At 68.5% G+C, this 22,118-nt stretch carries 23 protein-coding genes; 12 read left to right on the plus strand and 11 right to left on the minus strand.

Annotation, left to right across the window (positions count from 1 at the left end):
- Window positions 1–8: 8 nt before the first annotated feature.
- Window positions 9–1,202, minus strand: coding sequence for a cytochrome P450 (locus tag GPY60_RS09600; RefSeq protein WP_156687426.1), 1,194 nt, complete (start codon window positions 1,200–1,202; stop codon window positions 9–11).
- 249 nt (window positions 1,203–1,451) lie between these two features.
- Here GPY60_RS09600 and GPY60_RS09605 point away from each other — a divergent pair, with 249 nt between their 5' ends.
- Together GPY60_RS09605 and GPY60_RS09610 are read left to right on the plus strand one after the other, a co-directional pair.
- Window positions 1,452–2,546 carry an NAD(P)H-dependent amine dehydrogenase family protein gene (locus GPY60_RS09605; protein WP_156687427.1) on the plus strand — a complete coding sequence of 365 codons (1,095 nt, stop codon included), beginning with the start codon at window positions 1,452–1,454 and terminating at the stop codon, window positions 2,544–2,546.
- Window positions 2,547–2,622: 76 nt separating this feature from the next.
- Window positions 2,623–3,765, plus strand: a complete 1,143-nt coding sequence (locus GPY60_RS09610) for a MalY/PatB family protein (protein ID WP_370462683.1) — start codon at window positions 2,623–2,625, stop codon at window positions 3,763–3,765.
- A 5-nt stretch (window positions 3,766–3,770) separates the two neighbouring features.
- Here the strand turns inward: GPY60_RS09610 and GPY60_RS09615 are convergent, their stop codons facing one another.
- Window positions 3,771–4,496, minus strand: a complete 726-nt coding sequence (locus GPY60_RS09615; RefSeq protein ID WP_156687429.1) for a DUF2652 domain-containing protein — start codon at window positions 4,494–4,496, stop codon at window positions 3,771–3,773.
- Window positions 4,497–4,611: 115 nt separating this feature from the next.
- On the opposite strand from GPY60_RS09615, the gene GPY60_RS09620 reads away from it, so the two are divergent.
- Complete coding sequence (locus GPY60_RS09620) at window positions 4,612–5,520, plus strand: haloalkane dehalogenase (protein ID WP_156687430.1); 909 nt, start codon at window positions 4,612–4,614, stop codon at window positions 5,518–5,520.
- Between the two features lie 6 nt (window positions 5,521–5,526).
- On the opposite strand, the gene GPY60_RS09625 is transcribed toward GPY60_RS09620, so the two are convergent.
- Window positions 5,527–6,555: an amidohydrolase family protein gene (locus tag GPY60_RS09625; protein WP_231639527.1), complete on the minus strand. Its 1,029-nt coding sequence runs from the start codon at window positions 6,553–6,555 to the stop codon at window positions 5,527–5,529.
- Window positions 6,556–6,631: 76 nt separating this feature from the next.
- Here GPY60_RS09625 and GPY60_RS09630 point away from each other — a divergent pair, with 76 nt between their 5' ends.
- On the plus strand, window positions 6,632–7,084 hold the full coding sequence (locus GPY60_RS09630) for a hypothetical protein (RefSeq protein ID WP_156687432.1): 453 nt from the start codon (window positions 6,632–6,634) through the stop codon (window positions 7,082–7,084).
- A gap of 73 nt (window positions 7,085–7,157) precedes the next feature.
- Here GPY60_RS09630 and GPY60_RS09635 read toward each other — a convergent pair whose 3' ends face one another.
- Window positions 7,158–7,889, minus strand: a complete 732-nt coding sequence (locus GPY60_RS09635) for a 3'(2'),5'-bisphosphate nucleotidase CysQ (protein WP_156687433.1) — start codon at window positions 7,887–7,889, stop codon at window positions 7,158–7,160.
- A gap of 196 nt (window positions 7,890–8,085) precedes the next feature.
- Between GPY60_RS09635 and GPY60_RS09640 the strand changes: the two genes are divergently transcribed.
- On the plus strand, window positions 8,086–8,637 hold the full coding sequence (locus tag GPY60_RS09640) for a hypothetical protein (protein ID WP_156687470.1): 552 nt from the start codon (window positions 8,086–8,088) through the stop codon (window positions 8,635–8,637).
- On the opposite strand, the gene GPY60_RS09645 is transcribed toward GPY60_RS09640, so the two are convergent.
- Window positions 8,634–9,809, minus strand: coding sequence for a thiolase family protein (locus tag GPY60_RS09645; protein ID WP_156687434.1), 1,176 nt, complete (start codon window positions 9,807–9,809; stop codon window positions 8,634–8,636). The genes GPY60_RS09640 and GPY60_RS09645 overlap by 4 nt on opposite strands.
- 126 nt (window positions 9,810–9,935) lie before the next feature.
- On the opposite strand from GPY60_RS09645, the gene GPY60_RS09650 reads away from it, so the two are divergent.
- The 3 genes from GPY60_RS09650 (at window position 9,936) to GPY60_RS09660 (ending at window position 11,862) form a co-directional block, all read left to right on the plus strand.
- Complete coding sequence (locus tag GPY60_RS09650; protein WP_156687435.1) at window positions 9,936–10,328, plus strand: DoxX family protein; 393 nt, start codon at window positions 9,936–9,938, stop codon at window positions 10,326–10,328.
- Window positions 10,329–10,344: 16 nt separating this feature from the next.
- Entirely contained in the window at window positions 10,345–10,803 is a 459-nt protein-coding gene (locus GPY60_RS09655; RefSeq protein ID WP_156687436.1) for a nuclear transport factor 2 family protein, read from the plus strand.
- A 132-nt stretch (window positions 10,804–10,935) separates the two neighbouring features.
- Window positions 10,936–11,862, plus strand: a complete 927-nt coding sequence (locus GPY60_RS09660; RefSeq protein ID WP_156687437.1) for a DMT family transporter — start codon at window positions 10,936–10,938, stop codon at window positions 11,860–11,862.
- On the opposite strand, the gene GPY60_RS09665 is transcribed toward GPY60_RS09660, so the two are convergent.
- On the minus strand, window positions 11,797–12,156 hold the full coding sequence (locus GPY60_RS09665) for a bleomycin resistance protein (RefSeq protein ID WP_156687471.1): 360 nt from the start codon (window positions 12,154–12,156) through the stop codon (window positions 11,797–11,799). The two genes, GPY60_RS09660 and GPY60_RS09665, sit on opposite strands and share 66 nt — an antisense overlap.
- Window positions 12,157–12,362: 206 nt before the next feature.
- Between GPY60_RS09665 and GPY60_RS09670 the strand changes: the two genes are divergently transcribed.
- From GPY60_RS09670 to GPY60_RS09680, 3 genes are read left to right on the plus strand one after another with little or no spacing between them, the layout of a single operon-like run.
- Window positions 12,363–13,643, plus strand: a complete 1,281-nt coding sequence (locus GPY60_RS09670; protein WP_156687472.1) for a magnesium transporter MgtE N-terminal domain-containing protein — start codon at window positions 12,363–12,365, stop codon at window positions 13,641–13,643.
- Complete coding sequence (locus GPY60_RS09675) at window positions 13,640–15,292, plus strand: NRAMP family divalent metal transporter (protein ID WP_156687438.1); 1,653 nt, start codon at window positions 13,640–13,642, stop codon at window positions 15,290–15,292. Before GPY60_RS09670 ends, GPY60_RS09675 begins: the two co-directional genes overlap by 4 nt.
- A gap of 16 nt (window positions 15,293–15,308) precedes the next feature.
- A complete protein-coding gene (locus GPY60_RS09680) occupies window positions 15,309–15,734 on the plus strand; it encodes a hypothetical protein (protein WP_156687473.1) in 426 nt (141 codons plus the stop codon).
- 6 nt (window positions 15,735–15,740) lie between these two features.
- Here GPY60_RS09680 and GPY60_RS09685 read toward each other — a convergent pair whose 3' ends face one another.
- Together GPY60_RS09685 and htpG are read right to left on the minus strand one after the other, a co-directional pair.
- A complete protein-coding gene (locus GPY60_RS09685) occupies window positions 15,741–15,956 on the minus strand; it encodes a hypothetical protein (RefSeq protein ID WP_156687439.1) in 216 nt (71 codons plus the stop codon).
- Window positions 15,957–16,004: 48 nt separating this feature from the next.
- On the minus strand, window positions 16,005–17,939 hold the full coding sequence (gene htpG, locus GPY60_RS09690) for a molecular chaperone HtpG (protein WP_156687440.1): 1,935 nt from the start codon (window positions 17,937–17,939) through the stop codon (window positions 16,005–16,007).
- Window positions 17,940–18,117: 178 nt separating this feature from the next.
- Between htpG and GPY60_RS09695 the strand changes: the two genes are divergently transcribed.
- A complete protein-coding gene (locus GPY60_RS09695) occupies window positions 18,118–18,738 on the plus strand; it encodes a TIGR03085 family metal-binding protein (RefSeq protein ID WP_156687441.1) in 621 nt (206 codons plus the stop codon).
- A gap of 120 nt (window positions 18,739–18,858) precedes the next feature.
- Here GPY60_RS09695 and GPY60_RS09700 read toward each other — a convergent pair whose 3' ends face one another.
- The 3 genes from GPY60_RS09700 to GPY60_RS09710 form a co-directional block, all read right to left on the minus strand.
- Window positions 18,859–20,403: a class I adenylate-forming enzyme family protein gene (locus tag GPY60_RS09700; protein ID WP_156687442.1), complete on the minus strand. Its 1,545-nt coding sequence runs from the start codon at window positions 20,401–20,403 to the stop codon at window positions 18,859–18,861.
- A 6-nt stretch (window positions 20,404–20,409) separates the two neighbouring features.
- A complete protein-coding gene (locus GPY60_RS09705) occupies window positions 20,410–21,198 on the minus strand; it encodes a thioesterase family protein (protein WP_156687474.1) in 789 nt (262 codons plus the stop codon).
- Window positions 21,199–21,339: 141 nt separating this feature from the next.
- On the minus strand, window positions 21,340–22,053 hold the full coding sequence (locus GPY60_RS09710) for a VIT1/CCC1 transporter family protein (RefSeq protein ID WP_156687443.1): 714 nt from the start codon (window positions 22,051–22,053) through the stop codon (window positions 21,340–21,342).
- Window positions 22,054–22,118: the final 65 nt, after the last annotated feature.

Consider the following 22,118-nt stretch of genomic DNA (forward strand, 5'->3'; position numbering starts at 1 on the left):
GCAGAAAATCACGTGAAGACGGGGAGCTTCGCCCAGCCGCGCACGCTCGAGGTGTGCGCCTTGCGCGCGTTGGCGTAGTCGACCTCCCAGTCCGGCCAACGCTTGAGCACTTCCTCGAGCGCCACCCGTGCCTGCATGCGCGCCAGGGCGGAACCCATGCAGAAGTGCAGCCCGTGGCCGAAGCTTAGGTGCGTGTCGCCGCGGCGGATGTCGAACTTCTCGCCGTCGGGATAGCGACGCTCGTCGCGATTGGCGGACCCGTTGAGCAGCAACATGATCGAGCCCTCGGGAACCGTGGCCCCTCGGCACTGGACGTCCCGCGCGACGTAGCGTGCCTGCACCGGCGAGGGCGCCTCGTAGCGCAACACCTCCTCGATGGCGGCCGGAATCAACGAGGGATCGGCCACAACCTGCCGCCGCTGATCGGGATGCTCGGCCAACAGCTGACCGATGAAACCGATCAGGCGCGTGGTCGTCTCGTTACCCGCGCCGGCGATCATGCTGGTGTACATGAGCACCTCGGTGCGCTCCAGGCGCCGCGTCGACCCGCCCTCTTCGACCTCGGCGTTGAGCAGCTGGGTCATCAGGTCGTCCGCCGGATGGTCCACCCGCCAATCGATGTAGTCCGCGAACACCTCATAGCTCCGCTCGAACAGGTCCTCCGCGACCGGCCGGAACGCACCTTCGGAGAGGGTGAGGTGGCGGCCGCCGCGGTCGCGGATCGCCTCTTGGCCGTCCTCGGGGATTCCCAGCAAATAACCGATGGTGCGCATCGGAACCATTGCCCCGAGGTTCTCGATGAAGTCGAACCTGCCCGAGCCGACCAGGGGGTCGAGCGCACGCACGCAGAACGCCCGGGTCAGCGGCTCGATCGCCTCCATGCGCCGCGGGGTGAAAACCCTTGACAGCAAACGGCGGTGCAGGTCGTGTATCGGCGGGTCCTCGAAAAGAATGACCCCGGGCGGAACCTCGATACCGCTCATGATGATGTCCATGGTCGTGCCGCGGCCCGACCTGAAGTCGTCGAAGTTCATCAACCCCGGCGACACGTCCTCGTAGCGGCTCAGCGCGTAGAAGTTGTACTTCTCGTTGTGATACAGCGGCGCCTCGTCGCGCAGCCTCTTCCAGATGGGATACGGATCGTCGTCGATGTCGAAATCGAACGGGTCGTAGTAGACATCGGCCGCATTCGCACTCGTCATGGAGGCGCCTTCCTTCCCGATCCCGTCGCCGGCCACACCCGCGGCCCGAGCGCGCCACGGGTGCCCGTCAGCCTAACCTAAGATTTGTTCGCCAAGATAGTGCGCGCTTTCTTAAACCCTTGACCGCGCGCCGTCGCGGCTGTAGCTTCCGAATCGACCGTCAAGCCGCGACCAGATTCGTCCGGCGACGGAAGGGCAACGGCCGGATCGGCTTTCATGGTGTTCGCGACCTACCCGAGGAGAAGCACGATGACGACTCATCGCGTGGTGGTGTGGGCGACGGGCGGCATCGGGTCGATCGCCATCCGCACTATTGCGCACCGACCCGACCTGGAACTGGTCGGCGTGTGGGTGCACTCCCCCGAAAAGGATGGCAAGGACGCAGGCGAGCTAGCCAACGGCGAGCCCATCGGCCTGGCCGCCACCACCGATGCGGACGCGCTGGTCGCCCTGAAACCCGACTGCGTCGTCTACGCCGCAAGCGGTCCGGAGCGCGACGCACTGGCCATCCCCGACTACGTCCGACTGCTCGAGGCGGGCATCAACGTCGTCACGACGAGCACGACTCGGTTGGTCAATCCGCACGCCTACGAACCCGCGGAATGGCGCGATCAACTCGTCGCCGCGGCCAAGCAGGGGCAGGCATCGCTGTATGCATCCGGGATCGAACCGGGCTTCGCCGCCGACTACCTACCGCTCGTGCTGTCCACCCAGTCGTCGTCGATCGAAAAGATCCATTCGTTCGAGATCGGGCTGTACGACGATTACGGCGTCCCGGACATCATGAGCGACGCGTTGGGCTTCGGCCGTCCGCTCGAATATCAACCCTGGATCGGCTTTCCCGGGGCGATCGCCGGGGAGTGGCAGGGACAGCTCCGGCTGATCGCCGACGCGCTCGGAGTGGAGATCCAAGAGGTCCGCGAGAGCTTCGACCGCGCGGTCACCAACCGCACGTTGAACGTCGCGATGGGCACGGTCGAGGCCGGAACCTGCGGCGCGCTGCGCATGAAGGCGATCGGTGTGGTCGACGGACGGGAGGCCATCGTGATCGAACACGTCACCCGGCTCGCGCACGACGTCGCGCCCGACTGGCCGATGGGGGTCGGCGACCTGTCCTACCGCGTGGTGATCACCGGCGACCCCGACATCGACTGCACGCTGGCGGCGACGCTGAAGGACCCGCGGAAGGCCGGGGTCGCGGGGATGACCTCCGGCGCGGGCGCGATGGTTGCGACCGCGATGCGCGTCGTCAACGCCGTGCCGTATGTCGTTGCCGCCGAATCGGGACTGCTGAGTTCCGTTGATCTCCCGCTGACGATCCCGAAGCACGCGTTCGCCACGTGATGTCCCCTAATCTGCTCAGGTGACGTTTAATCCCCTCGAGGAACTGTCGCTGCAGCAACTCCGGCAGCGCACCAGCATGAAGTGGCGCGCCCATCCCGACGACGTGTTGCCGCTGTGGGTGGCCGAGATGGACGTCATGCTCGCCCCCACGATCGCCGAATGCCTGCGCAGGGCAATCGATCTGGGCGACACCGGCTACCCGTGCGGCACCGCTTTGGCCGAGGCGGTCGCCGGGTTCGCGTCCCGGCGGTGGCAGTGGCACGACCTCGAAGTGGCCCGCACCGCGATCGTCCCGGACGTCATGCTCGGTGTCGTCGAGACGCTGCGGCTGGTGACCGACCGCGGTGACGCCGTCGTCGTCAACCCGCCCGTCTACGCGCCGTTTTACGCGTTCGTGTCGCACGACGGCCGCCGCGTGGTCGAGGCGCCGCTCAGCGCGGACGGTCGCATCGACCTGGACGCCCTCGAGGAGGCCTTCACGCGGGCCAGTGCGTCGGCCGCCAAGGTGGCCTACCTGTTGTGCAATCCGCACAACCCCACCGGGTCGGTGCACACCGTCGACGAGTTGCGCGCCGTCGCGGCGCTGGCCCGCCGCTTCGGTGTGCGGGTGGTCTCCGACGAGATCCACGCGCCGGTCGTCCTGCCCGGGGCGCGGTTCGTCCCCTACCTGACCGTGCCCGGCGGGGAGGATGCCTTCGCGCTGATGTCGGCCTCCAAGGCGTGGAACCTCTCGGGCATCAAGGCGGCGCTCGCCATCGCCGGGCCGGAGGCGGCCGCCGACCTGCGCCGGATGCCCGAGGAGGTGAGCCACGGCCCGAGCCACCTCGGCATCATCGCGCACGCCGAGGCGTTCACGACCGGCGACGACTGGCTCGACGCGCTGCTACACGGGCTCGACGAGAATCGAACTCTACTGGGCGACCTGGTCGACCGGCACCTGCCCGGGGTGAAATGTCAACGGCCGCAGGGCACCTATCTCGCGTGGCTGGACTGCCGGGACCTGGGCATCGCGGAGGACGCCGCGGACGGCCTCGCCGTGGTCGCCGACCTCTCGGGGCCGGCGCGCTGGTTCCTGGACCACGCCCGCGTCGCGCTGAGTTCCGGCCACGTGTTCGGGGCCGGCGGGGCCGGCCATGTCCGGCTGAACTTCGCGACCTCCCGCGCGATTCTGGACGAGGCCGTCTCGCGCATGGGCCGGGCGCTCGCGCGGGCGCGGTAGGGACGTCAGCCGCCGACCTCGGCGCGACGCCCGAGGTTGCGGAATCCCTCGGCCGGTTCCTTGATGCGCATCAGGTAGGGCAGAGTGTTCAGCTCCAGCTTGGTCGTCATGCCCAGCCGGCGCAGGAAGCTGGGCGCGGGCGGAGCCGCCGGAATTTCGGATAACGAGAGGTCGATGTAGTGCGTCGACGTTTCCCCGATGCCCTCGAAGTGGTGGACCAGCGGCATGCACTGGCCGCGCATCGATTCCTCCAGGCAGGCAACCACGGGGTCGGTCATGAGCACGTATTCGACCACCGGAACGGTGTTTTTCAGCATGCGGTGCACCAAAATGACGTCGACACCGGCGAGTTCGACGTGGCGCTTCACCCGTTGCTCGGCCACCTCGCCCTGGTGCACGACGAATTTCAGCGAGAGGCTGTCCAGCTGCGAGCAACTCGCGCATTCGCACGCGATGTCTGTCTTGAAGCGTTCCCTCCGCTTGAGGAAGGACTGCCGCATCCGCGACAGCCGCTCGCAGACCAGCACTTTCGCATCGCCGTCGGGTGCCCAGAAGAACGCCGCGTCGCCCTCCAGCTTGGCGAGCTTGAGACCTTTCGCGCTGTCGATGACGGCCTCCAGCAACCCCGCCACCGTCATCTGCGCGTGGGCCAGGTGCGTCCGGTTCCAGCTCATGTAGTGCGTGTATCCACTGATGTCGGCTATGAGCAGGACAGCGCGGCGAATCGCCATGAGTAAACGAGTTTAACGGCGGCTCAAAATCTCCCACAAGACGAAATCTCCCACTAGACGAAATGCCCGCGGGGAGAGAGGCTTGCAGAGGCGCCCGCTCGTCGAAGGAGCTGATATGGATGTGCTGCGAACTCCAGACTCCCGGTTCGAAAACCTCGAGGACTACCCGTTCGTAGCGAACTATGTTGACGTGTCGGCGAGCGACACCCGGCCCCTGCGCATGCACTACCTCGACGAGGGGCCGATCGAAGGGCCGCCGATCGTGCTGCTGCACGGCGAGCCGACGTGGAGCTATCTGTACCGCACGATGATCCCGCCCCTAGCCGACGCGGGAAACCGCGTGCTCGCGCCCGACCTCATCGGCTTCGGGCGCTCCGACAAGCCGACGCGCATCCAGGACTACACCTACCTGCGGCACGTCGAGTGGGTGACGTCGTGGTTCGAGCGCCTCAACCTCAGGGACGTCACGCTGTTCGTGCAGGACTGGGGATCCCTCATCGGCCTGCGCATCGCCGCCGAACAGGGTGATCGCATCGCGCGGCTGGTGGTGGCCAACGGCGCGCTGCCCACGGCGCACCGCCCCATGTCCCCCGCCTTCTACGTGTGGCGGGCGTTCGCGCGCTATTCCCCGGTGCTGCCCGCCGGCCGCCTCGTGGCCACGGCCACCGTTCACCGCGTCCCGCCGAAGATCCGGGCCGGCTACGACGCGCCGTTTCCCGACAAGACTTACCAGGCCGGAGCGCGGGCGTTCCCGATGCTGGTGCCGACCTCGCCGGACGACCCGGCCGTCCCCGCCAACCGGGCCGCGTGGAAAGCCCTCGCCGAGTGGGACAAGCCCTTTCTGACCATTTTCGGCTACCGCGACCCGATCCTCGGCAAGGCCGACCGCTCCCTGATCCGGCACATCCCCGGCGCGGCGGGCCAACCGCACGCGCGCATCAACGCCGGTCACTTCATCCAGGAGGACGCCGGGCCCGAACTGGCCAAGCGCGTCGTGGCGTGGCAACAGGCGCGGCGGCGCTGACCCCGGTCAGCGCGTGTTGATCAGCCGTACGACGCCGCGCATGACGGCCCGGCTGATCGTGTGCCGTGCCCAGTCGACCCCCGAGGCCGAGGCCGGGCCCGGGGCCGCCCCGAGGCGGGGAAACAGCGCGAGCGCGTTGGAGCGCTCGATGCCCGCGCGTTGGTCGTCGTCAAGCCCCGCGTAAGCCTCGAGGCCGGCGGCGAAGAGTTTGCCGGCGGCGATCGGCGCGAAGGGCCAGTCGGAACCGAAGGTGACGTGTCCGGGCTTGGCGAAGGCAAGCAGGCTGGGCAGCGCCGCGGCGCTCGAGGACAACGCGGTGTCGAAGTAGAAGCCCGCAAAATCATCGAGGCTGTCGACCAGGCTGCGGCCCGTGTCGCCCATGATGGCGACCGCCATGCGGTGCGAGGCATACGGCACGAAGCCGCCGGCATGACTGAGGATGAACTTGATGTTCGGATAGGCGCGGCAAACGCCATTGCGCACAAGCAGATACGCGGCGCGGGTGGTGTCGAGCAGGAAGTCGGCGGCGAAGGGCGGTACGCCGTCGGCCGGGGGCCCGGGCAGTTCGGCGGGATGGATGAACGCCACCGCCGAGCGGGCGTCCAGCGCGGCGAACAGGTCGTCCTGTCCGGGCTGGCCGAGGTAGGTGCCGGCGCTGTTGGCGAACAGCACCACGCCGTCCGCCTGCAGGTCGTCGAGGGACCTGGCGACTTCGTCGACGGACGCCGCGACATGCGGCATGGGGATCGTTGCGAAGAACCCGAACCGTCCTGCTTGGCGCGACACCAGTGTCGCGAGGTAGTCGTTCACGTCGCGTGCGAGCGCGACGGCGTCGGCGCGCTCGGACAAGAAGGCGGTGCCAGGAGTCGACACCGACAGGATGGCGGTGTCGACGTCCAGCTGGCCCATAGCCGCCAGTGACGCCTCTGGGCTCCACTCCGGCAACTTTCGGCCGCCGCCCTCCTCAATCCCACTCTTGCGCAACGCGTCCCGGTAGAAGCCCGGGATGGCGTGATGGTGAGTGTCAATGCGCACGGGTCGCTCTCCTTTCGTCGGGCCCGGTAACTTCCCTCTCTGGCCACCGGCCGCTTCGGGATGCGACGATCGGGGCATGAACGGTGCGATGATGGGCCTCGCCGGCATGGTGGTGGGCGCGTCGGCCGTCGGCGTTGCCGGTGTGGCGCGTTCGATCACCGACACGGTGCTGCCACGGATGATGGGCAGCACCGACCACAAGCATCAGGTCAGTATGAGCCTGCAGGCTCAACGCTACGAAACCATCCAGCGCTGGCGGGCGGGCCTGGCCAACGCCCGGGACGCCTACCAGCAGTGGGCCCAGGGGTCGCGCCAGGGCGACCCGCCCAACGTGGTCGGCGACGAGTGGTTCGAGGGGCTACGCCCCCACCTGCCCACCACCGGCGAGGCTGCGGAGTATCGCACCGCGTGTGAATTGCATTGCGAAAACACGACACTCGTTCTGCTTTCGCTCGAGATCGGGCGAATCGAGAGGGAGTGGAACGAGGAGGCGATGGGCGGTGGGCGGCGGCGGGGCCGGCGAAACTAGTGCCCTGAGGTCGAGCGTCGAGTCGTTGCGGGATTCCGTCGCGAATGGCGCATCAACTCGACGTTCGGCGCGGTCAGCGGGCAGTGACGGCCAGCACCGCCTCCGCCAGCTCGGGCCGGCAGACCACCAGGTCCGGCAACTTCGGGTCCGGCTGGTTGTAGAGCAGGTCGGACCCGTCGATGCGCGACGTGTGCAGGCCCGCGGCGCGGGCCACCGCGACGGGTGCGGCCGAATCCCACTCGTACTGGCCGCCGGCATGCACGTAGACATCCGAGCGGCCCTGGACGATCGACGCCACCTTGGCTCCGGCCGAACCCAATTCCACCAGGATGCCGTCCAGCGCGTCTCGCACGGACAGCGCGATCGCGGGCGGGCGGGTCCGGGAGACCACGATCCGCGGCTTGTCGGGCGCTACAGGGGGCGGCGCGACGCGCGGGGTGGCCAGCGTGACGCCCTGCGCGGGCAGCGCGACGGCGCCCGCCACCAGCTCCCCCGCCTGCCACAGGGCGACGTGCACCGCCCAGTCCTCGCGGCCGAGCTCGGAGAACTCCCTCGTCCCGTCCAGCGGATCGACGATCCAGACCCGCTCCGAGCGCAGGCGCACGGGATCGTCGGCGCCCTCCTCGGACAACACCGCGTCGTCGGGCCGCTCGGCGCCCAGCGCCTCCATGAGGAAGTCATGGGATCGCTTGTCCCCCGCCGCTTTCCGCTCACTCGCGTCGGAGTCGGCGAACTCCGCGCGCACCCCGAGCAGCAATTGGCCCGCCTCGGTGGCCAACCGCGCGGCCAGTTCGTCATCGTTCATCGCATGTCCCAATCCCGGATATCTTGGTAGTTTGGCCAACTTACCTTCCCATCACGGGCCGTCAGATGCCACCCCCGCAGGTGAATTCTCGCGACAACAGGTAAACCTGTTGGATGTGAGTGGGGGCGACGGCGACATCCTTTCCAGGAACTCGGTGAGCCGGTTCCGGCATCTTCCCCGCGGGCGCCTGCTCGCGATCAGCGCCCTTCTGGCGGTGGTCGTGATTGGCGGGATCACGGTCTTGGCCGTCAAGCTGGTGCACGGCCACGGCGGCGCTCCGACGGCCGCCCAGCCACCCCCGCCGCCGCCGAGCTACGCCATCCCCGGCTGTTACAACCCCTCGGTCCCGCCGATCGAACGCCCGAAGCGCCTGAACGTCCTCGGCTGCGCCAGCGTTGCCGTTGCGCTGCAAGACATGTCGTGGAGTTCGTGGGGACCGCAGGGGGCGGACGGGACGGGCAACGCCGTATTCAAGATCTGCGACCCGAACTGCGCGGCGGGCTACCAACTGACCAGCCCCGTCGTGGTGCACGCGTGGAACGCCCAGCCGCCGCGGGCCGACGCGATCTGCCAGCCCGGACTGAAGATCTTCGCCGACATGATCCTGGCGTTCCCCAAGGGCCCGCCCCCGCCCACGGCCCAGAAGATGAACACGCAGTACAACGGGATGCCGGCCGTGCACTTCGCCAATTACTCGGGCGGCAACGCCCGTGACGCCCAGTTCATCGGCTACACGTTCTGCAACTAGACCTCGACGACTACCGCGCCGCCCTGGCCGCCGCCGGCGCACATGGCCGCGACGCCGATGCCGCCACCGCGCCTAGCCAGCTCGTAAACCAGAGTGGTGACCATGCGCGCGCCCGAGGCGGCGATCGGATGCCCGAGGCTGCAACCGCTCCCGGAGAAGTTGACCCTCTCCTCGTCGAGCGCGTACTCCCGGCAGGCCGCGATCGGCACCGAGGCGAACGCCTCGTTGATCTCCCACAGCGCAACGTCCTGAGGCGACAGGCCCGCCCGCTGAAGCACCTTGCCGATGACCTTGACCGCGCCCAGACCACAGTCGCGCGCCGGGACGCCCGCCGCCGCCCACGCCCTGACCGTGCCCATCACGTTGAGCTTCTCGGCGTCGGCGTATTCGCGGTCGACGAGCGCGACCGCCGCCGCGGCGTCGTTGGTGCCGCTGCTGTTGCCCGCCGTGATGGAGAAGCCCTCGATCTCGGGATGCAGCACCTTGAGACCGGCAAGTTTCTCCACGGTGGTGTCGCGGCGCGGATGCTCGTCGACCGAGAACTCGGTCACCGAGCCGTCGAGCTGGGTGATCTTCAGCGGGAGGATCTCGTCGACGAACTTGCCCGCATCCATGGCGGCGATCGCCCGCTGATGCGACCGCGCCGCCCAGGCGTCCATCTCTTCGCGCGTGATGCCGACGGCCTGCGCGGTGTTCCAGCCCACCGTGATCGACATGTCCCGCGCCGGGGCGTCGGGGGTCTCGACGTGAGTCGGTGGCATCCACTGCTCCTGGAACTTCAGCTCGGGGCCCGGGATGCGCCAGTTGGTCAGCGGCGTCATCGACAGCGACTGCACGCCGCCGGCGATCAGCACGCGCTCCATCCCGGATCCGATCTGCGCCGCCGCGTTGCCGATGGCGGTGAGGCTCCCGGCGCAGTGGCGGTTCACCGACTGACCGGGGATGTCCTCCAGGCCGGTGGCGGTCGCCGCGTAACGCGCCAGATCGCCTCCGCCGTAATGTGATTCGGCGAAGATGATGTCGTCGATGGCGGACGGATCCACGCCCGACCTACGCACCACCTCCGGAAGCACGGCGGTGATCAGCGTCTCGGGCGGGGTGTTGACCAGCGTCCCCTTGAACGAGCGGCCGATCGCCGTGCGGACGGCTCCGACGATCACGGGTGTAGCCATGTGTGTACCTCGAACTGTCGTGTGGGCTGTGCGCGATTTGACGGCCTGAGTTTACACGAAACGCCTCGAGCGTAACGCCGTGGCACCACATCCGACGGGCTGGCGCCGCGGCGTTACGCTCGCGCAATGACCACCACCCCCCTCGTGCAGCCTGACACCACCCAGACAGCCGCGTACCGGGTCGCGGCGATGCTGGTGGGCATCGGCACCGTGCACTTCCTGGCACCTAAGCCCTTCGACACGATCGTCCCCGCCGAACTGCCCGGAAGTCCGCGGTTCTACACCTACGCCTCCGGGGTCGCCGAGGTGGCGATCGGGGCGCTGCTGGTGCCCCGCCCCACGCGGCGCCTGGCCGCGCTGGCCGCCGTCGCGCTGTTCGTCGGCGTCTTCCCGGCGAACGTGAACATGGTGCGGCTGTGGTGGGACAAGCCCTGGCCGATGCGCATCGCCGCGCTGGCGCGGCTGCCGCTGCAGATTCCGATGATCACGACCGCGCTCAAGATCCGGCGCAACAGCTGACCGGTCGGGAACCGGCATGGACGCGGCACGGGCCAACATCGAACTGATCCAAGCGTGGTTGGACGCCCACAACCGCCAGGACATGGGCGCGCTCGACTTCATGGCCGACGACGTCGAGATCGTCGAAATGCCCACCGGCGTCACATGGCACGGCCGTGAGGACATGGAAAACCTTGCTCGCCTGGCCTATTCCCGCAACAGTCACAAGAGGCTCACGCACCTTTTCGCCACGGACACCCAGGCCTGCGTGGAGTATGTGACCACGGTCCCGACGGCCGGCGAGGTGACGACGTTCGAAAAGGACTGGGGCCTGCACGGCATCGACATCTCCGGCGCCGAGCCCACCACGGCCATGTTCGAGCTCGCGGTGTGCTTCGTGTGCGAGATCGAGGACGGCAAGATCCGGCGCGCTCGCGAGTACTGGGACGCGGCGAGCGTGGCGCGTCAACTGGGAGTTTCCGAACAACCGCGCTGACGTCCCGGCGCGAAATGGCACCACCTCCCGGGGTTGAGTACGCTTCGAGCGCCACCTTTCGGTCGCGCGCCCCCAATGCTGCAGCGTCGCAAGCCCAGAACGCCGCCGCGGCGGATCGCACAGGAGGTCCACGTGGGAAAGACCGGCCTTGCCGCAGTCCTCGCGGTGGCCGCCGCCCTGATGGTCGGCATCGGAGACGTCCTGCAACAGCGGTCGGCCCAGCAGGTGACCGACAAACCGGTCGGCACCCTCGGGTTGTTCCGCCGGCTACTGCACGACCGCCGGTGGTGGGTCGGCACCCTCGTGGCCGGCGCCGGGTTCGGGCTGCAGGCCGCCGCCCTCGGGCTCGGTTCGGTCGTGCTCGTCCAGGCGCTGCTGGTGACGTCGTTGCTGTTCGCGTTGGTGATCAACGCGAAGGTCAACCACCGCGGAATCACTCGCGCGCAAGCGATTTGGGCCGTCTTGCTGGCGGCGGCCGTCACGGTGGTGGTCACGGTCGGTGACCCGCAGGCCGGGAGTCCCCGCGCCTCACTCAAGACCTGGACCGTCGTCGCCGTCATCATGGTTCCGGCCTTGATCCTCTGCGTCATCGGCTCGCGCGTCTTCTCGGGTGCGGTCAGCGCGATGTTGCTCGGCCTGGTGTCCGGTTCGTTGTGGGGCCTGTTCTCCGTCTTGACCAAGGGGGTGGTCGACCAGCTCGGCCGCGGACTGCCGGCGCTGCTGCGGGCCCCGGAGGTGTATGTGTGGATTGCGCTGGCGCTCGCCGCGACCGCCTGGGAGCAGTCGGCGTTCCGTGCCGGTCCCCTCACCGCGTCGCTGCCCGCGACCACCGTCGCCGAACCGATCGTCGGGTCGGTGCTCGGCGTCGCGGTGCTCGGCGAGACGCTCAACACCAACGCCGTCGGGATCGTCGCGCTGAGTGTGTCGGTCGCCGTGATGATCGCCGCCACCGTGGCGCTCGCTCACAGCCAGGCCGCGGCGGGCCCGTCCCCCTCAGCTCGCCGGGGAGCCGACACGGTGGAGGGTGCCGTCGGGATCGACGTAGGCGAACTCCCTTAGGCCGTACGGTGTGTCGCACGGCGGGATGAGCCGCCCTTCCAGGCCGTCCAACGCCGCCCACTCCGCGTGCAGCGCATCGGCGTCGCTGACGTAGAGGTAGACGCTGGAGGCGGTGCTCAGCGGGTCGTGTTCGGCCCATTCCGTGAGGTGGATGGACACGGACCCGCGATCGACAAAACCGTAACGCTCCGGGCCTTCGTAGGCGCGGGCGTCGAATCCCATTCTGCGGTAACGGCTGAGGGCTGCATCCAGGTCGAGGACGGGGACGATCGGTGATACCGAGGTGAATTCGATTGCCGTCACGCGTCGAGTCTCTCACCTCGCGTCGCGCCGGGGCGCCTGTCGTGAATCGCCGCTCGCCGTTTACCTTCTAGGAGTGGCTAGCCGCGACGAGCGTGGCGTACGCTCTTGCGGCCGATCCGGGTCCCTGCCGCGCGGTGTGAGGAGGACAAGTGAGCCCACCAGAGACGGCGGCGAAAGTTGCCGGCGAACTTCCGGTGATACACCTTTCGCAGCTGCTCCGCGCTCAGGTGCTGGCCCGCTCGGGCGAGGCCATCGGACGGGTCGAGGACGTGATCGCGCGCCTGGGCGGCGCCGACGACTACCCGGCGGTCACGGGGATTGTGGCGGGGGTCGGCGGACGCCGTGTGTTCGTCGGCAGCAAGTCCATCGACCAGCTGGGTGCCGACCGAGTCCTGTTGGGCAAGAACAAGGTTGACCTCCGACGTTTCGAGCGCCGCGACGGAGAGGTGCTGCTGCGCACCGACGTGCTGGGGCACCGGCTGATCGACGTCGCCGCCGTGGAGCTGGTTCGCGCCTACGACGTCGAGCTCGAAGACACCGGCGCCGGCTGGGTGGTCGCGCGGCTGGACACCCGCCGTCCGCCGAGCTTGTTCGGGTTGATCAAGCACTCCGGCGGCCACGCCGCGCGCGACTGGAAGTCGTTCGAGCCGCTCATCGGTCACGCGCGCTCCGACGCGGTGCGACGCCTCTCGGACCGCTTCGGCGAGTTCAAGGCCGCCGAGATCGCCGACCTGCTCGAGGAGGCGGACAAGGCCGAAGGCGGCGAGATCCTCGATCGCGTGCACAGCGACCCGGAACTGGAAGCCGACGTTTTCGAGGAGCTGGACCCCGAGAAGGCGAGCCGGCTGCTCGACGGCATGCCCGATGCGGAGGTCGCGGCGCTGCTGGGCCGGATGCGCGCCGACGATGCCGCCGACGCTATCGCCGACCTGCGCCAGTCCCGCCGCCGCCCGGTGCTGGACCTGATGCCCGCGCCGCAGCGGACCAAGGTGATCACGCTGATGGGCTTCAACCCCGAAAGCGCCGGGGGGCTGATGAACGTCGACTTCGTCGCCTGCCCCGCCACCAGCACCGCGGCCGAGGCGCTCGGGTTGATCGCCTCCTCGCGCAGCATCCAGCCCGAGGCCCTCATCAAGGTCCATGTCGTCGACGCGGACAAACGACTCGACGGCGTGGTCTCCGTCATCGCCCTGCTGCAGGCCGATCCGGCGGAACGCCTTGAATCACTGATGGATTCGGACCCCGTGCGGGTCAGCGCCAGCGCCGACCTGACGGACATCGCGCTCTTGATGGCGGACTTCAACCTCTACTCCATCCCCGTCGTCGACGACCAGGACCGCGTGCTCGGTGTGGTCACCGTCGACGACGTGCTGGAGGCGACCATCCCCGAGGACTGGCGCCGCCGCGAACCCGCTCCGCGTCCGGTCCGCGAGGTGCCCCCGTCCGACGGTGACCGCACCGCGCCGGAGCCCTCGTGACGACGGGCGACGAAACCGCCACCACCCCCGCCCCCGAACGACGCTCGGCGGTGCTCGACACCGCGCACCTCGGCGACATCGAGGGGGCATTCGGGCGGATCAGCGTCGGCGAGACGGACCACCCCACGACGTGGAAGCGCCGGCTTTTGACGCTGCTGGCCATCGTCGGTCCCGGGATCATCGTGATGGTCGGCGACAACGACGCCGGCGGCGTGGCCACGTACGCCCAGGCCGGCCAGAACTACGGCTACTCCCTGCTGTGGGTGCTGCTGCTGCTCATTCCCGTGCTCATCGTCAACCAGGAAATGGTGGTCAGGCTCGGCGCCGTCACGGGCGTCGGCCACGCCCGGTTGATCAACGAACGCTTCGGGCGCGGGTGGGGCTGGTTCTCCGTCGGCGATCTGTTCCTCCTGAACTTCTTGACGATCGTCACCGAGTTCATCGGCATCAGCCTGGCCGCCGAGTACATCGGGATCTCCAAATACGTGGTGGTGCCCACCTCGGCGGTGGCGCTGATCGCGATCATGGCCAGCGGCAGCTTCCGGCGCTGGGAACGCGCGATGTTCGTCTTCATCGCCGTGACCCTGCTGCAGATCCCGATGCTGCTGATGTCGCACCCGGAGTGGGCGCACGCCGCGAAGTCGTTTGTGGTGCCCGGCATCTCGGGGGGCATCAGCTCGGATGCGGTGCTGTTGATCATCGCCATCGTCGGCACCACGGTCGCACCCTGGCAGCTGTTCTTCCAGCAATCCAACGTCGTCGACAAACGCATCACGCCCCGGTTCATGGCCTACGAGCGCGCCGACACCGTGCTGGGGGCGTTCGTTGTCGTCGTCGGCGCCGCGGCGCTGGTGATGACCGGCGAATGGGCGGCGCGCTCCACCAACACCGTCGGCGGATTCTCCGACGCCGGCTCCGTCGCGCACCTGCTCGGGCAGCACCGCCATGCGCTCGGCTGGATCTTCGCCATCGTGCTCATGGACGCCTCGATCATCGGCGCGGCCGCGGTGACGCTGGCCACCAGCTACGCCTTCGGCGACGTGTTCGGGCTCAAGCACTCGCTGCACCGCGGCTTCGCCGACGCCAAGCAGTTCTATTTCAGCTACACGGCGATGGTGGTGCTGGCGGCGGGAATCGTGCTGATTCCCGGCGCCCCGCTGGGTTTGATCACCACGGCCGTCCAGGCCCTCGCGGGCCTCCTGCTGCCCAGCGCAAGCGTCTTCCTGCTGTTGCTCTGCAACGATCGGGAAGTGTTGGGGCCCTGGGTCAATCGGCCCTGGCTCAACTGGGTCGCCGGGCTGATCGTCGGCGTCCTGCTGCTGTTGTCGGGAATCTTGATGGCCACCACCCTGTTTCCGGGCCTCAACGTCGTCGCCGTCGCCGGCTACCTGACCCTGACGCTGGTGCTCCTCGGTGCCGCCGCCCCGCCGATCCTGCGCTGGTTGAGCCGACGTCAGGTGGCACCGGCCGCACCGCCCCCACCGGCGCGGGATGTCGACCGCAATAGCTGGCGCATGCCGCCGCTGACCCTGCTCGAGCCGGTCACTTGGTCACCGGGCACCCGCCTCGCCATGATCGCCCTCCGCAGCTACCTGGTGATCGGCGCGCTGCTGCTCGTGGTCAAAGCCGTCCAGATCGGCCACGGATAGCGGGGGGGTGACGGCGATGGTCCGCAACGTGCTGATCGCATCGGCGGCGGCTTTGGCGCTTGCCGGTGCACCACCGGTCGGGGCCGCGCCGTCGACAACCGCTCCGGCGCCCACGCCGTGCGTCGGCTTGTCGATCTGTCCGCCGCCGCCACCGGATGCCGAGGGCAATCCGGGGTGCTACTACGCCGACGGCTGGCGGGCCACCACGTCGGGAGCCGGGATCGAGGTCTGGTACTTCCACGAGCCGCAGAACGTGGCGAAACCCGACAAGGTCACCGTCGCGGTGCGCACCAAAGACGGGACCAGCCCGTCCCAGACCGCCGACATCGCCGCCGGCCAGCAGGCCCATCGCTTCGAGTTTCCCGACGTCGCGGCGTCGTCGGTGAACGAAGTCCTGCTGACCAGCAGCACCGGGCGCTGCTTCGTGATCGGGCCGGGTTGACCCAGCTCACCTGCGGGTCTGTCGCCGGCTGACGGGAGCCGTGAATCCTTCGGTGTCGTCGAAGAAGGCCCACTGCCCCTCGTCGTTGACCTCCATCCGCCAGCCCAGTTCCGAGCTGCCGGCGATGTAGTCGACGAACCAGGCATACGCGGCCTCCGCGTCGGCAAAGTCCTTCGCCCCCACGACGAGGCCGCGTGGATCGATCACCCGAAACTCCGCCATGGGATGTGATTATCCCTGCTGAGCGGCTTTCAATCCACGAAATGCGTGCTAGATCGAGCGGGCCAGGCGGTCGGCGAGCAATTCGGCGAACCGCGCCGGGTCGTCGAGCGCCCCGCCCTCGGCGAGCAGCGCTGTGCCATAGAGCAATTCCGCGGTCTCGGCGACGGACGGATCGTCGGCTCGGTCCTGGTGCGCCTGGCGCAGGCCAGTGACGAGCGGGTGATCCGGATTCAGCTCGAGGATCCGCTTGCCGACCGGGACGTCCTGACCGGACGCACGATAGATGCGCGCGAGCGCCGGCGTGATCCCGAAGGCGTCGGTGATCAGGCAGGCCGGCGATTCGGTGAGGCGGGTCGACAGCCTGACCTCCTTGACGTGCTCGCTCAGGGTCTCCTTGAGCCAGGTGAGCAGGTCCGCGAACTCCTTTTGCCGCTCCTCCCGCTCGGCGTCGCTGTGGTCCTCCTCGGAGGTGAGGTCCACCTCGCCCTTGGCCACCGACTGCAGGGGCTTGCCGTCGAACTCGTTGACCACCCCGACCCACACCTCGTCCACCGGGTCGGTGAGGAGCAGCACCTCGTACCCCTTGGCCTTGAACGCCTCGAGGTGCGGCGACTTGAGGATCTGCTGACGCGTCTCGCCGGTGGCGTAGAAGATCTGCGTCTGGCCCTCCTTCATCCGCTCGACGTACTCGGCGAGCGTGGTGGGCTCCTCGTCGCTGTGCGTCGAGGCGAACGACGAGATTCCCAGCAGGGTCTCCTGGTTGTCGTGGTCCGACAGCAAACCCTCTTTGACGACCTTGCCGAACTGGGTCCAGAACGTGCGGTAATCCTCGGGCCGCTCGGACTGGATGTCTTTGATCGTCGAGAGAACCTTCTTGGTCAGGCGGCGGCGGATCGCCTTGATCTGCCGGTCCTGCTGCAGGATTTCCCGGGAGACGTTGAGCGACATGTCCTGTGCATCGACGACACCCTTGATGAAGCGCAGGTACTCGGGCATCAGTTCGTCGCAGTCACCCATGATGAACACGCGCTTGACGTACAACTGGATGCCCGTGTGGGCGTCGCGGTTGAAGAGATCGAACGGCGCGTGCGACGGGATGAACAGCAAAGCCTGGTACTCGAAGGTGCCCTCGGCCTTCATCGCGATGATTTCGAGCGGGTCGTCCCAGGCGTGCGCGATGTGCTTGTAGAACTCCCTGTACTCCTCCTCGGACACCTCGTCTTTGGGCCGGGCCCACAGCGCCTTCATGGAGTTGAGCGTGTCGGTCTCCCTGGTGACCTTTTCCTCGCCGCCCTCTTCGTCCGCCGGCGTGCGTCGCTCGACCTCCATCCGGATGGGCCAGGCGATGAAGTCCGAGTACTTCTTGACCAGGCTCCGGATCTTCCAGTCCGTGGTGTAGTCGTAGAGTTCGTCCTCGGCGTCCTCGGGCTTGAGGTGCAGGGTGACCGACGTGCCCGGCGGGGCGTCCTCGACGGATTCGATGGTGTAGGTACCCTCGCCGCTGGATTCCCAACGGGTCGCCTCACTCTCCCCCGCCTTGCGGGTCAGCAGTTCGACCTTGTCGGCGACCATGAAGCTCGAGTAGAAGCCGATGCCGAACTGCCCGATCAGCTCGTCAGAGGCGCCGGCATTCTTGGCGTCCTTGGCCTCCCGCAGCTGCTGGCGGAGCTCGGCGGTGCCCGACTTGGCCAGCGTCCCGATCAGATCCACGACCTCGTCGCGCGTCATCCCGATCCCGTTGTCGCGCACGGTCAGCGTCCGCGCTTCCCTGTCCACCTCGATCTGGATGTGCAGATCGGAGGTGTCGACGTTCAGGTCCTTATTGCGAAGGGCTTCCAGCCTGAGCTTGTCCAGCGCATCCGAGGCGTTCGAGATCAGCTCCCGCAGGAACGAATCCTTGTTGGAGTAGACGGAATGGACCATCAAATCCAGCAGCTGTCGCGCCTCAGCCTGGAACTCCAACTGCTCGACACGGGCGTTCATGGGATCCCCTAAGTCTCCTTTCATGAGGACATGACGCCCCAAATTTACCGAATACGCAGACGCGCGGTACCGGAGCCCATACGCCCGCGAGCGTGCGTGTTTGTCCGCGACACGCCGCCCGTTGCCGGCATTCTGCGCACCTTCGCGGCGCCGTCTGGCACCGGCCTACCCTGAACAGATGTCTATAGCTCAACGCGAACGCGCCGCCCTCGTCGACACCATGCGCACCGCCGGCCCCGACGCGCCGACCCTGTGCGAAGGCTGGAAGACGCGGGACCTCGCCGCTCACCTGGTCGTCCGCGAGTACCGCCCCGATGCGGCCCCGGGCATCCTGATCCCGTTCTTCGCCTCCCACACCGAGAAGGTGCAGAACGAGGTCGCCGAGCGGGCCGGCTGGGACGAGCTGCTGGACAAGGTGGCGTCCGGTCCGCCGGCCTACTCACCGCTCAAGCTGCTCGACCCGGTCGCCAACGTCGCCGAGATGTTCATCCACCACGAGGACGTGCGGCGCGCGCAGCCGGGCTGGCAGCCGCGGGCCCTAGAACCGGAGCTGGCCGCCCGGCTGCGCCGCACCGTCCCGCTGATGGCCCGGCTGACGCTGGCCAAGGTCCCCGGGCGCGTGGCGTTGCGCACCCCCGAGGGCAAGACGGTGCTGACCGCGGGGCGCGGGCCCGCGGTCACCGTGACCGGACCGCCCGAGGAACTGCTCCTGTTCGCCGTAGGGCGCGAGGCCAAGGTGGAGTTCGCCGGCGACGACTCGGCGGTGCAGGCGGTCCGCGACGCACCCAAAGGGCTATAGGCCGGTCGCGCTTTCGCCCAACGTGCACCTACCGCGAGAATCTCGACGAAGATTCGCACTGAGCGCACGTTGGGCGACGGGCGATGGCCGCGACCAGCTTCACCCCGCTCCCGATCGTCGCTAGCCGAACGCCTGCCGGAGGTCCTTTTTGAGCACCTTCCCGAATTGGTTGCGCGGCAGGGCATCGACGATCACGAGACGCTCGGGGTGTTTGTAGCGGCTCAATCCCCGCTCGCGGCAGTGCTCGACGAGAGATTCCAGTGACACCGCCCCGGTGGGCTCGGCCACGACGACGGCGCACACTCGTTCGCCGGTGTGGGCGTCGGGGACCCCGATGACCGCGACGTCGGCGATTCCGGGGTGGGTGGCCAGCACGTTCTCCACTTCCGAAGCCGAGACGTTCTCGGCGTTGCGGATGATCGCGTCCTTGATCCGGCCGGTGACGCGGACGTTGCCGTCGGCGTCGATCAGTCCCAAATCGCCGGTGCGCAGCCAGCCTTCGCCGTCGAACGCGTCGGCGTCGAGGGCCGCGTCAACATAGCCGAGGAAGCACTGGGGACCCTTGAGCCGCAGCTCACCCTCCTGGCCCGCGGGCAGTTCCGCCTCTCCGTCGCCGGCCACCCGCACGCTGACTCCCGGCACCGGCGGGCCGACGGTGTGGTCGATGACCTCGGGTGGGGCGGTGAGTGACGGCGATGTGGCGCAGGGGAATTCGGTCATTCCCCAGGCGTTGGCGATGCCCGCGACACCGAAGGTCTCGCGCATCTGCCGGCTCAGTTCGGCGGTGACGGGCGCGCCGCCGGCGAGACAGCCGCGCAGCGACGGGTAGAGCGGCCGATCCCCTTGTGCCCGTTGGGCTTCGAGGAAGGCAACGAAGAAGGGTGTGGCGGTGCCCAGGAACGTCGGGCGGTGCGCGGCGATCGCCAGCGGGGTGATCACCGGGTCGAACACCTCGAACAGCGCCAGCCGCATGCCGGTCAGCAGCGCGGCGGCCAGCATCGCCGCGCCACCGATGTGGGCGACCGGGAAGGCGATCGGGTCGACGTCGCCGCCCCTCGCGCCGACCATGCCGACCACCCCGGCCGAGCCGGCGATCACCGACGCGTCGGTGTGACGAACCCCTTTGGGGGAAGCCGTCGTTCCCGACGAGTAGTAGATCCAGCGTGGGTCGCGGCTCGGGTGTGGCGGTGGGCCGAGCGCCTCGACGTCCGCGCGCGGCAACCGGAGCCCGTCGCCGGCCGGTGGTGTCGCCAGGTCGAGGGTGATGACCTCGAAGCCCCTGTCCGCCGACAACGCGCGCGCGAGGCCACCGTGGTCGAACCCGCGCCAAAGTTCCGGGGCCACGAAGTATTCGGTGTCGAGCTGGCCGGTGATGAACCCGACCTCGCGCTCGCGCAGCAGCGGGATGATCGGGTTCTGCGTCGCGCCGAGCCGGGTCAGCGCGCCGATCACGACCATCGTTTCAAGCGTGGTCGGCAGTTGCCAGGACACGACCGTTCCCGCTGCTATCCCCCGCCGGGCGAACGCGGCGGCAGTGGCGCAGGCGGCGTCGCGGAACTGGCGCGTCGTGAGCTGGCGCCCGTGATCGTCGGCGAGCAGCACGCGCGTGGGCTCGCGCTGCGCCGCGTCGGCGATCAGCGCCCAGAACGTCTGTCCGTCAGGCACGCCGGGTCAACCGGTCGTCGAGGGGGCACCAAACCCCTTCTGCGCGATGGCAACCGACACGGCCGTGCCGATCGGACCCGCACCGTCAACCAGGACCGCGGAGCCGGTGGCGACGCCGTCGTGGCTCTGATGGGTCAGCGAGGCGAGCCCGAGATGGGGCCCGTCGGGCAGCCGGCTCAGTGTCAGCGTGTAGTCGACGTTGATGAATTGCAGCGCGTCGGTGCCCCAGTTGGCGATCGAGGCGGTGATGTCGGCGGCCATGGCGGCGCGGGTGAAGGGGCTCAGCGGTTCGGCGTCGATCAGCGACCGCGTCTCGTGCAACCAGGTGTATTTCTGCCCGGCGCCAACCCATGCCGGGTCGGGATTCTGGATCTCGGAGCCCCAGCCGTACGTGCGCATGAACAGCGTCGGGTGAGAACCGGACTGCTCGAGAGGGATCGGCGGCATCTGCACCGGCAGCGACCAGACGTCACCGCCGGGCTGCGGGCCACGCCGCAGGAACAGGGCGCTGGCCCGCGCCACGGCGGCGCCGCCCTGCGTGACGACGCCCTCGACGAGGCGCAGTCGGCGCCGGTCATGGTGGACCGTGGTGTGCACGTGCAACGGCTCCAATGCCGTTGGCCGCGGGAGGTCCACGGTCAACCGGGCGGGATGCAGTTGCGGGTCCTCGACCGCACGTTCGAGCGCCCAGCCCAGAAGGCCGCCCACGACGTGACCGCTGATCGACGGGCCCCAACCGCCCCGCGCGATCGCGGTCGGTACGAAATGGCTTCCGTCCCGGGTGAAGTAGGGCATGCCCTCCGCTGGGTCGGCTGCTTCAGCCAGGGTGTACGGCTCGGTCACTGCACGACTTTCTCCGCGGCGGGCTCCTCCTCGGAGGACGGCAACGGTAAATGTTACAGTTCCGCGTTCCGTCAGTGCGGCCGCGCTCCGCCGCTACGTGACCGCCGCACCCACCAGATGGCCGATCACATAGGTGATCGCCAGGGCCAGGCCACCGCCGATGACATTGCGCGCCACGGCCCGGCCCTTGGGCGCGCCGCCAAGACCCGCCGACACCGCTCCCGTAATCACCAGCGCCGCAAGCACCGCCGCGACCGTGACCGGAATTCGCCAGGCGGTGGGAGGGGTGAGAATGGCGACCAGAGGCAGCAACGCACCGATCGCGAAGGACAGGGCCGACGACATCGCCGCCAGTTGGGGATTGGTCAGCTCGTCGGGGTTGATCCCGAGCTCCACCTCGGCGTGCGCCAGCAGCGGATTGTGATCGGTGAGCTCCTCCGCGACCCTGCGGGCGGTCCCCGGCGTCAGGCCCTTCGCCTCGTAGAGCTCGGCGAGCTCGTCCAACTCCGCGCCAGGGTCGTCGCGCAATTCTTCGCGTTCCTTGGTCAGCAGCGCCTTCTCGGTGTCGCGCTGCGTGCTGACCGACACGTACTCTCCCAGCGCCATGGACACCGCTCCCGCGACCAGGCCGGCGCTTCCGGCGGTGAGGATCGGACCGCGCTGCACCGTCGCCGCCGCCACGCCGACGACAATGCCGGCCGTCGACACGATCCCGTCGTTGGCGCCCAGAACCCCGGCGCGCAGCCAGTTCAACTTCGACGACACCGAACCGACATGGGGTTCGGCGGGATGGGACGTGTTGGTCACGATGGCAACCCTATCTATCGCGACCGCGGTGTTCCAGCCAACCTAGGCTTGCCAAACCCGCAGCG

It is taken from the genome of Mycobacterium sp. Marseille-P9652, from assembly GCF_902652685.1.
In the GTDB taxonomy this organism is placed as follows: domain Bacteria; phylum Actinomycetota; class Actinomycetes; order Mycobacteriales; family Mycobacteriaceae; genus Mycobacterium.

Excerpts from the sequence above, each read along its gene's own strand:
- GPY60_RS09620 (WP_156687430.1), top strand. The coding sequence starts at position 4,612 with ATGGATGTGCTGCGAACTCCAGACTCCCGGTTCGAAAACCTCGAGGAC.
- GPY60_RS09655 (WP_156687436.1), top strand. The coding sequence starts at position 10,345 with ATGGACGCGGCACGGGCCAACATCGAACTGATCCAAGCGTGGTTGGAC.
- GPY60_RS09645 (WP_156687434.1), bottom strand. The coding sequence starts at position 9,809 with ATGGCTACACCCGTGATCGTCGGAGCCGTCCGCACGGCGATCGGCCGC.
- GPY60_RS09610 (WP_370462683.1), top strand. The coding sequence starts at position 2,623 with ATGAAGTGGCGCGCCCATCCCGACGACGTGTTGCCGCTGTGGGTGGCC.
- GPY60_RS09605 (WP_156687427.1), top strand. The coding sequence starts at position 1,452 with ATGACGACTCATCGCGTGGTGGTGTGGGCGACGGGCGGCATCGGGTCG.
- GPY60_RS09705 (WP_156687474.1), bottom strand. The coding sequence starts at position 21,198 with ATGCCCTACTTCACCCGGGACGGAAGCCATTTCGTACCGACCGCGATC.
- GPY60_RS09680 (WP_156687473.1), top strand. The coding sequence starts at position 15,309 with ATGGTCCGCAACGTGCTGATCGCATCGGCGGCGGCTTTGGCGCTTGCC.
- GPY60_RS09630 (WP_156687432.1), top strand. The coding sequence starts at position 6,632 with ATGAACGGTGCGATGATGGGCCTCGCCGGCATGGTGGTGGGCGCGTCG.
- GPY60_RS09615 (WP_156687429.1), bottom strand. The coding sequence starts at position 4,496 with ATGGCGATTCGCCGCGCTGTCCTGCTCATAGCCGACATCAGTGGATAC.
- GPY60_RS09695 (WP_156687441.1), top strand. The coding sequence starts at position 18,118 with ATGTCTATAGCTCAACGCGAACGCGCCGCCCTCGTCGACACCATGCGC.
- GPY60_RS09600 (WP_156687426.1), bottom strand. The coding sequence starts at position 1,202 with ATGACGAGTGCGAATGCGGCCGATGTCTACTACGACCCGTTCGATTTC.
- htpG (WP_156687440.1), bottom strand. The coding sequence starts at position 17,939 with ATGAACGCCCGTGTCGAGCAGTTGGAGTTCCAGGCTGAGGCGCGACAG.
- GPY60_RS09685 (WP_156687439.1), bottom strand. The coding sequence starts at position 15,956 with ATGGCGGAGTTTCGGGTGATCGATCCACGCGGCCTCGTCGTGGGGGCG.
- GPY60_RS09635 (WP_156687433.1), bottom strand. The coding sequence starts at position 7,889 with ATGAACGATGACGAACTGGCCGCGCGGTTGGCCACCGAGGCGGGCCAA.
- GPY60_RS09650 (WP_156687435.1), top strand. The coding sequence starts at position 9,936 with ATGACCACCACCCCCCTCGTGCAGCCTGACACCACCCAGACAGCCGCG.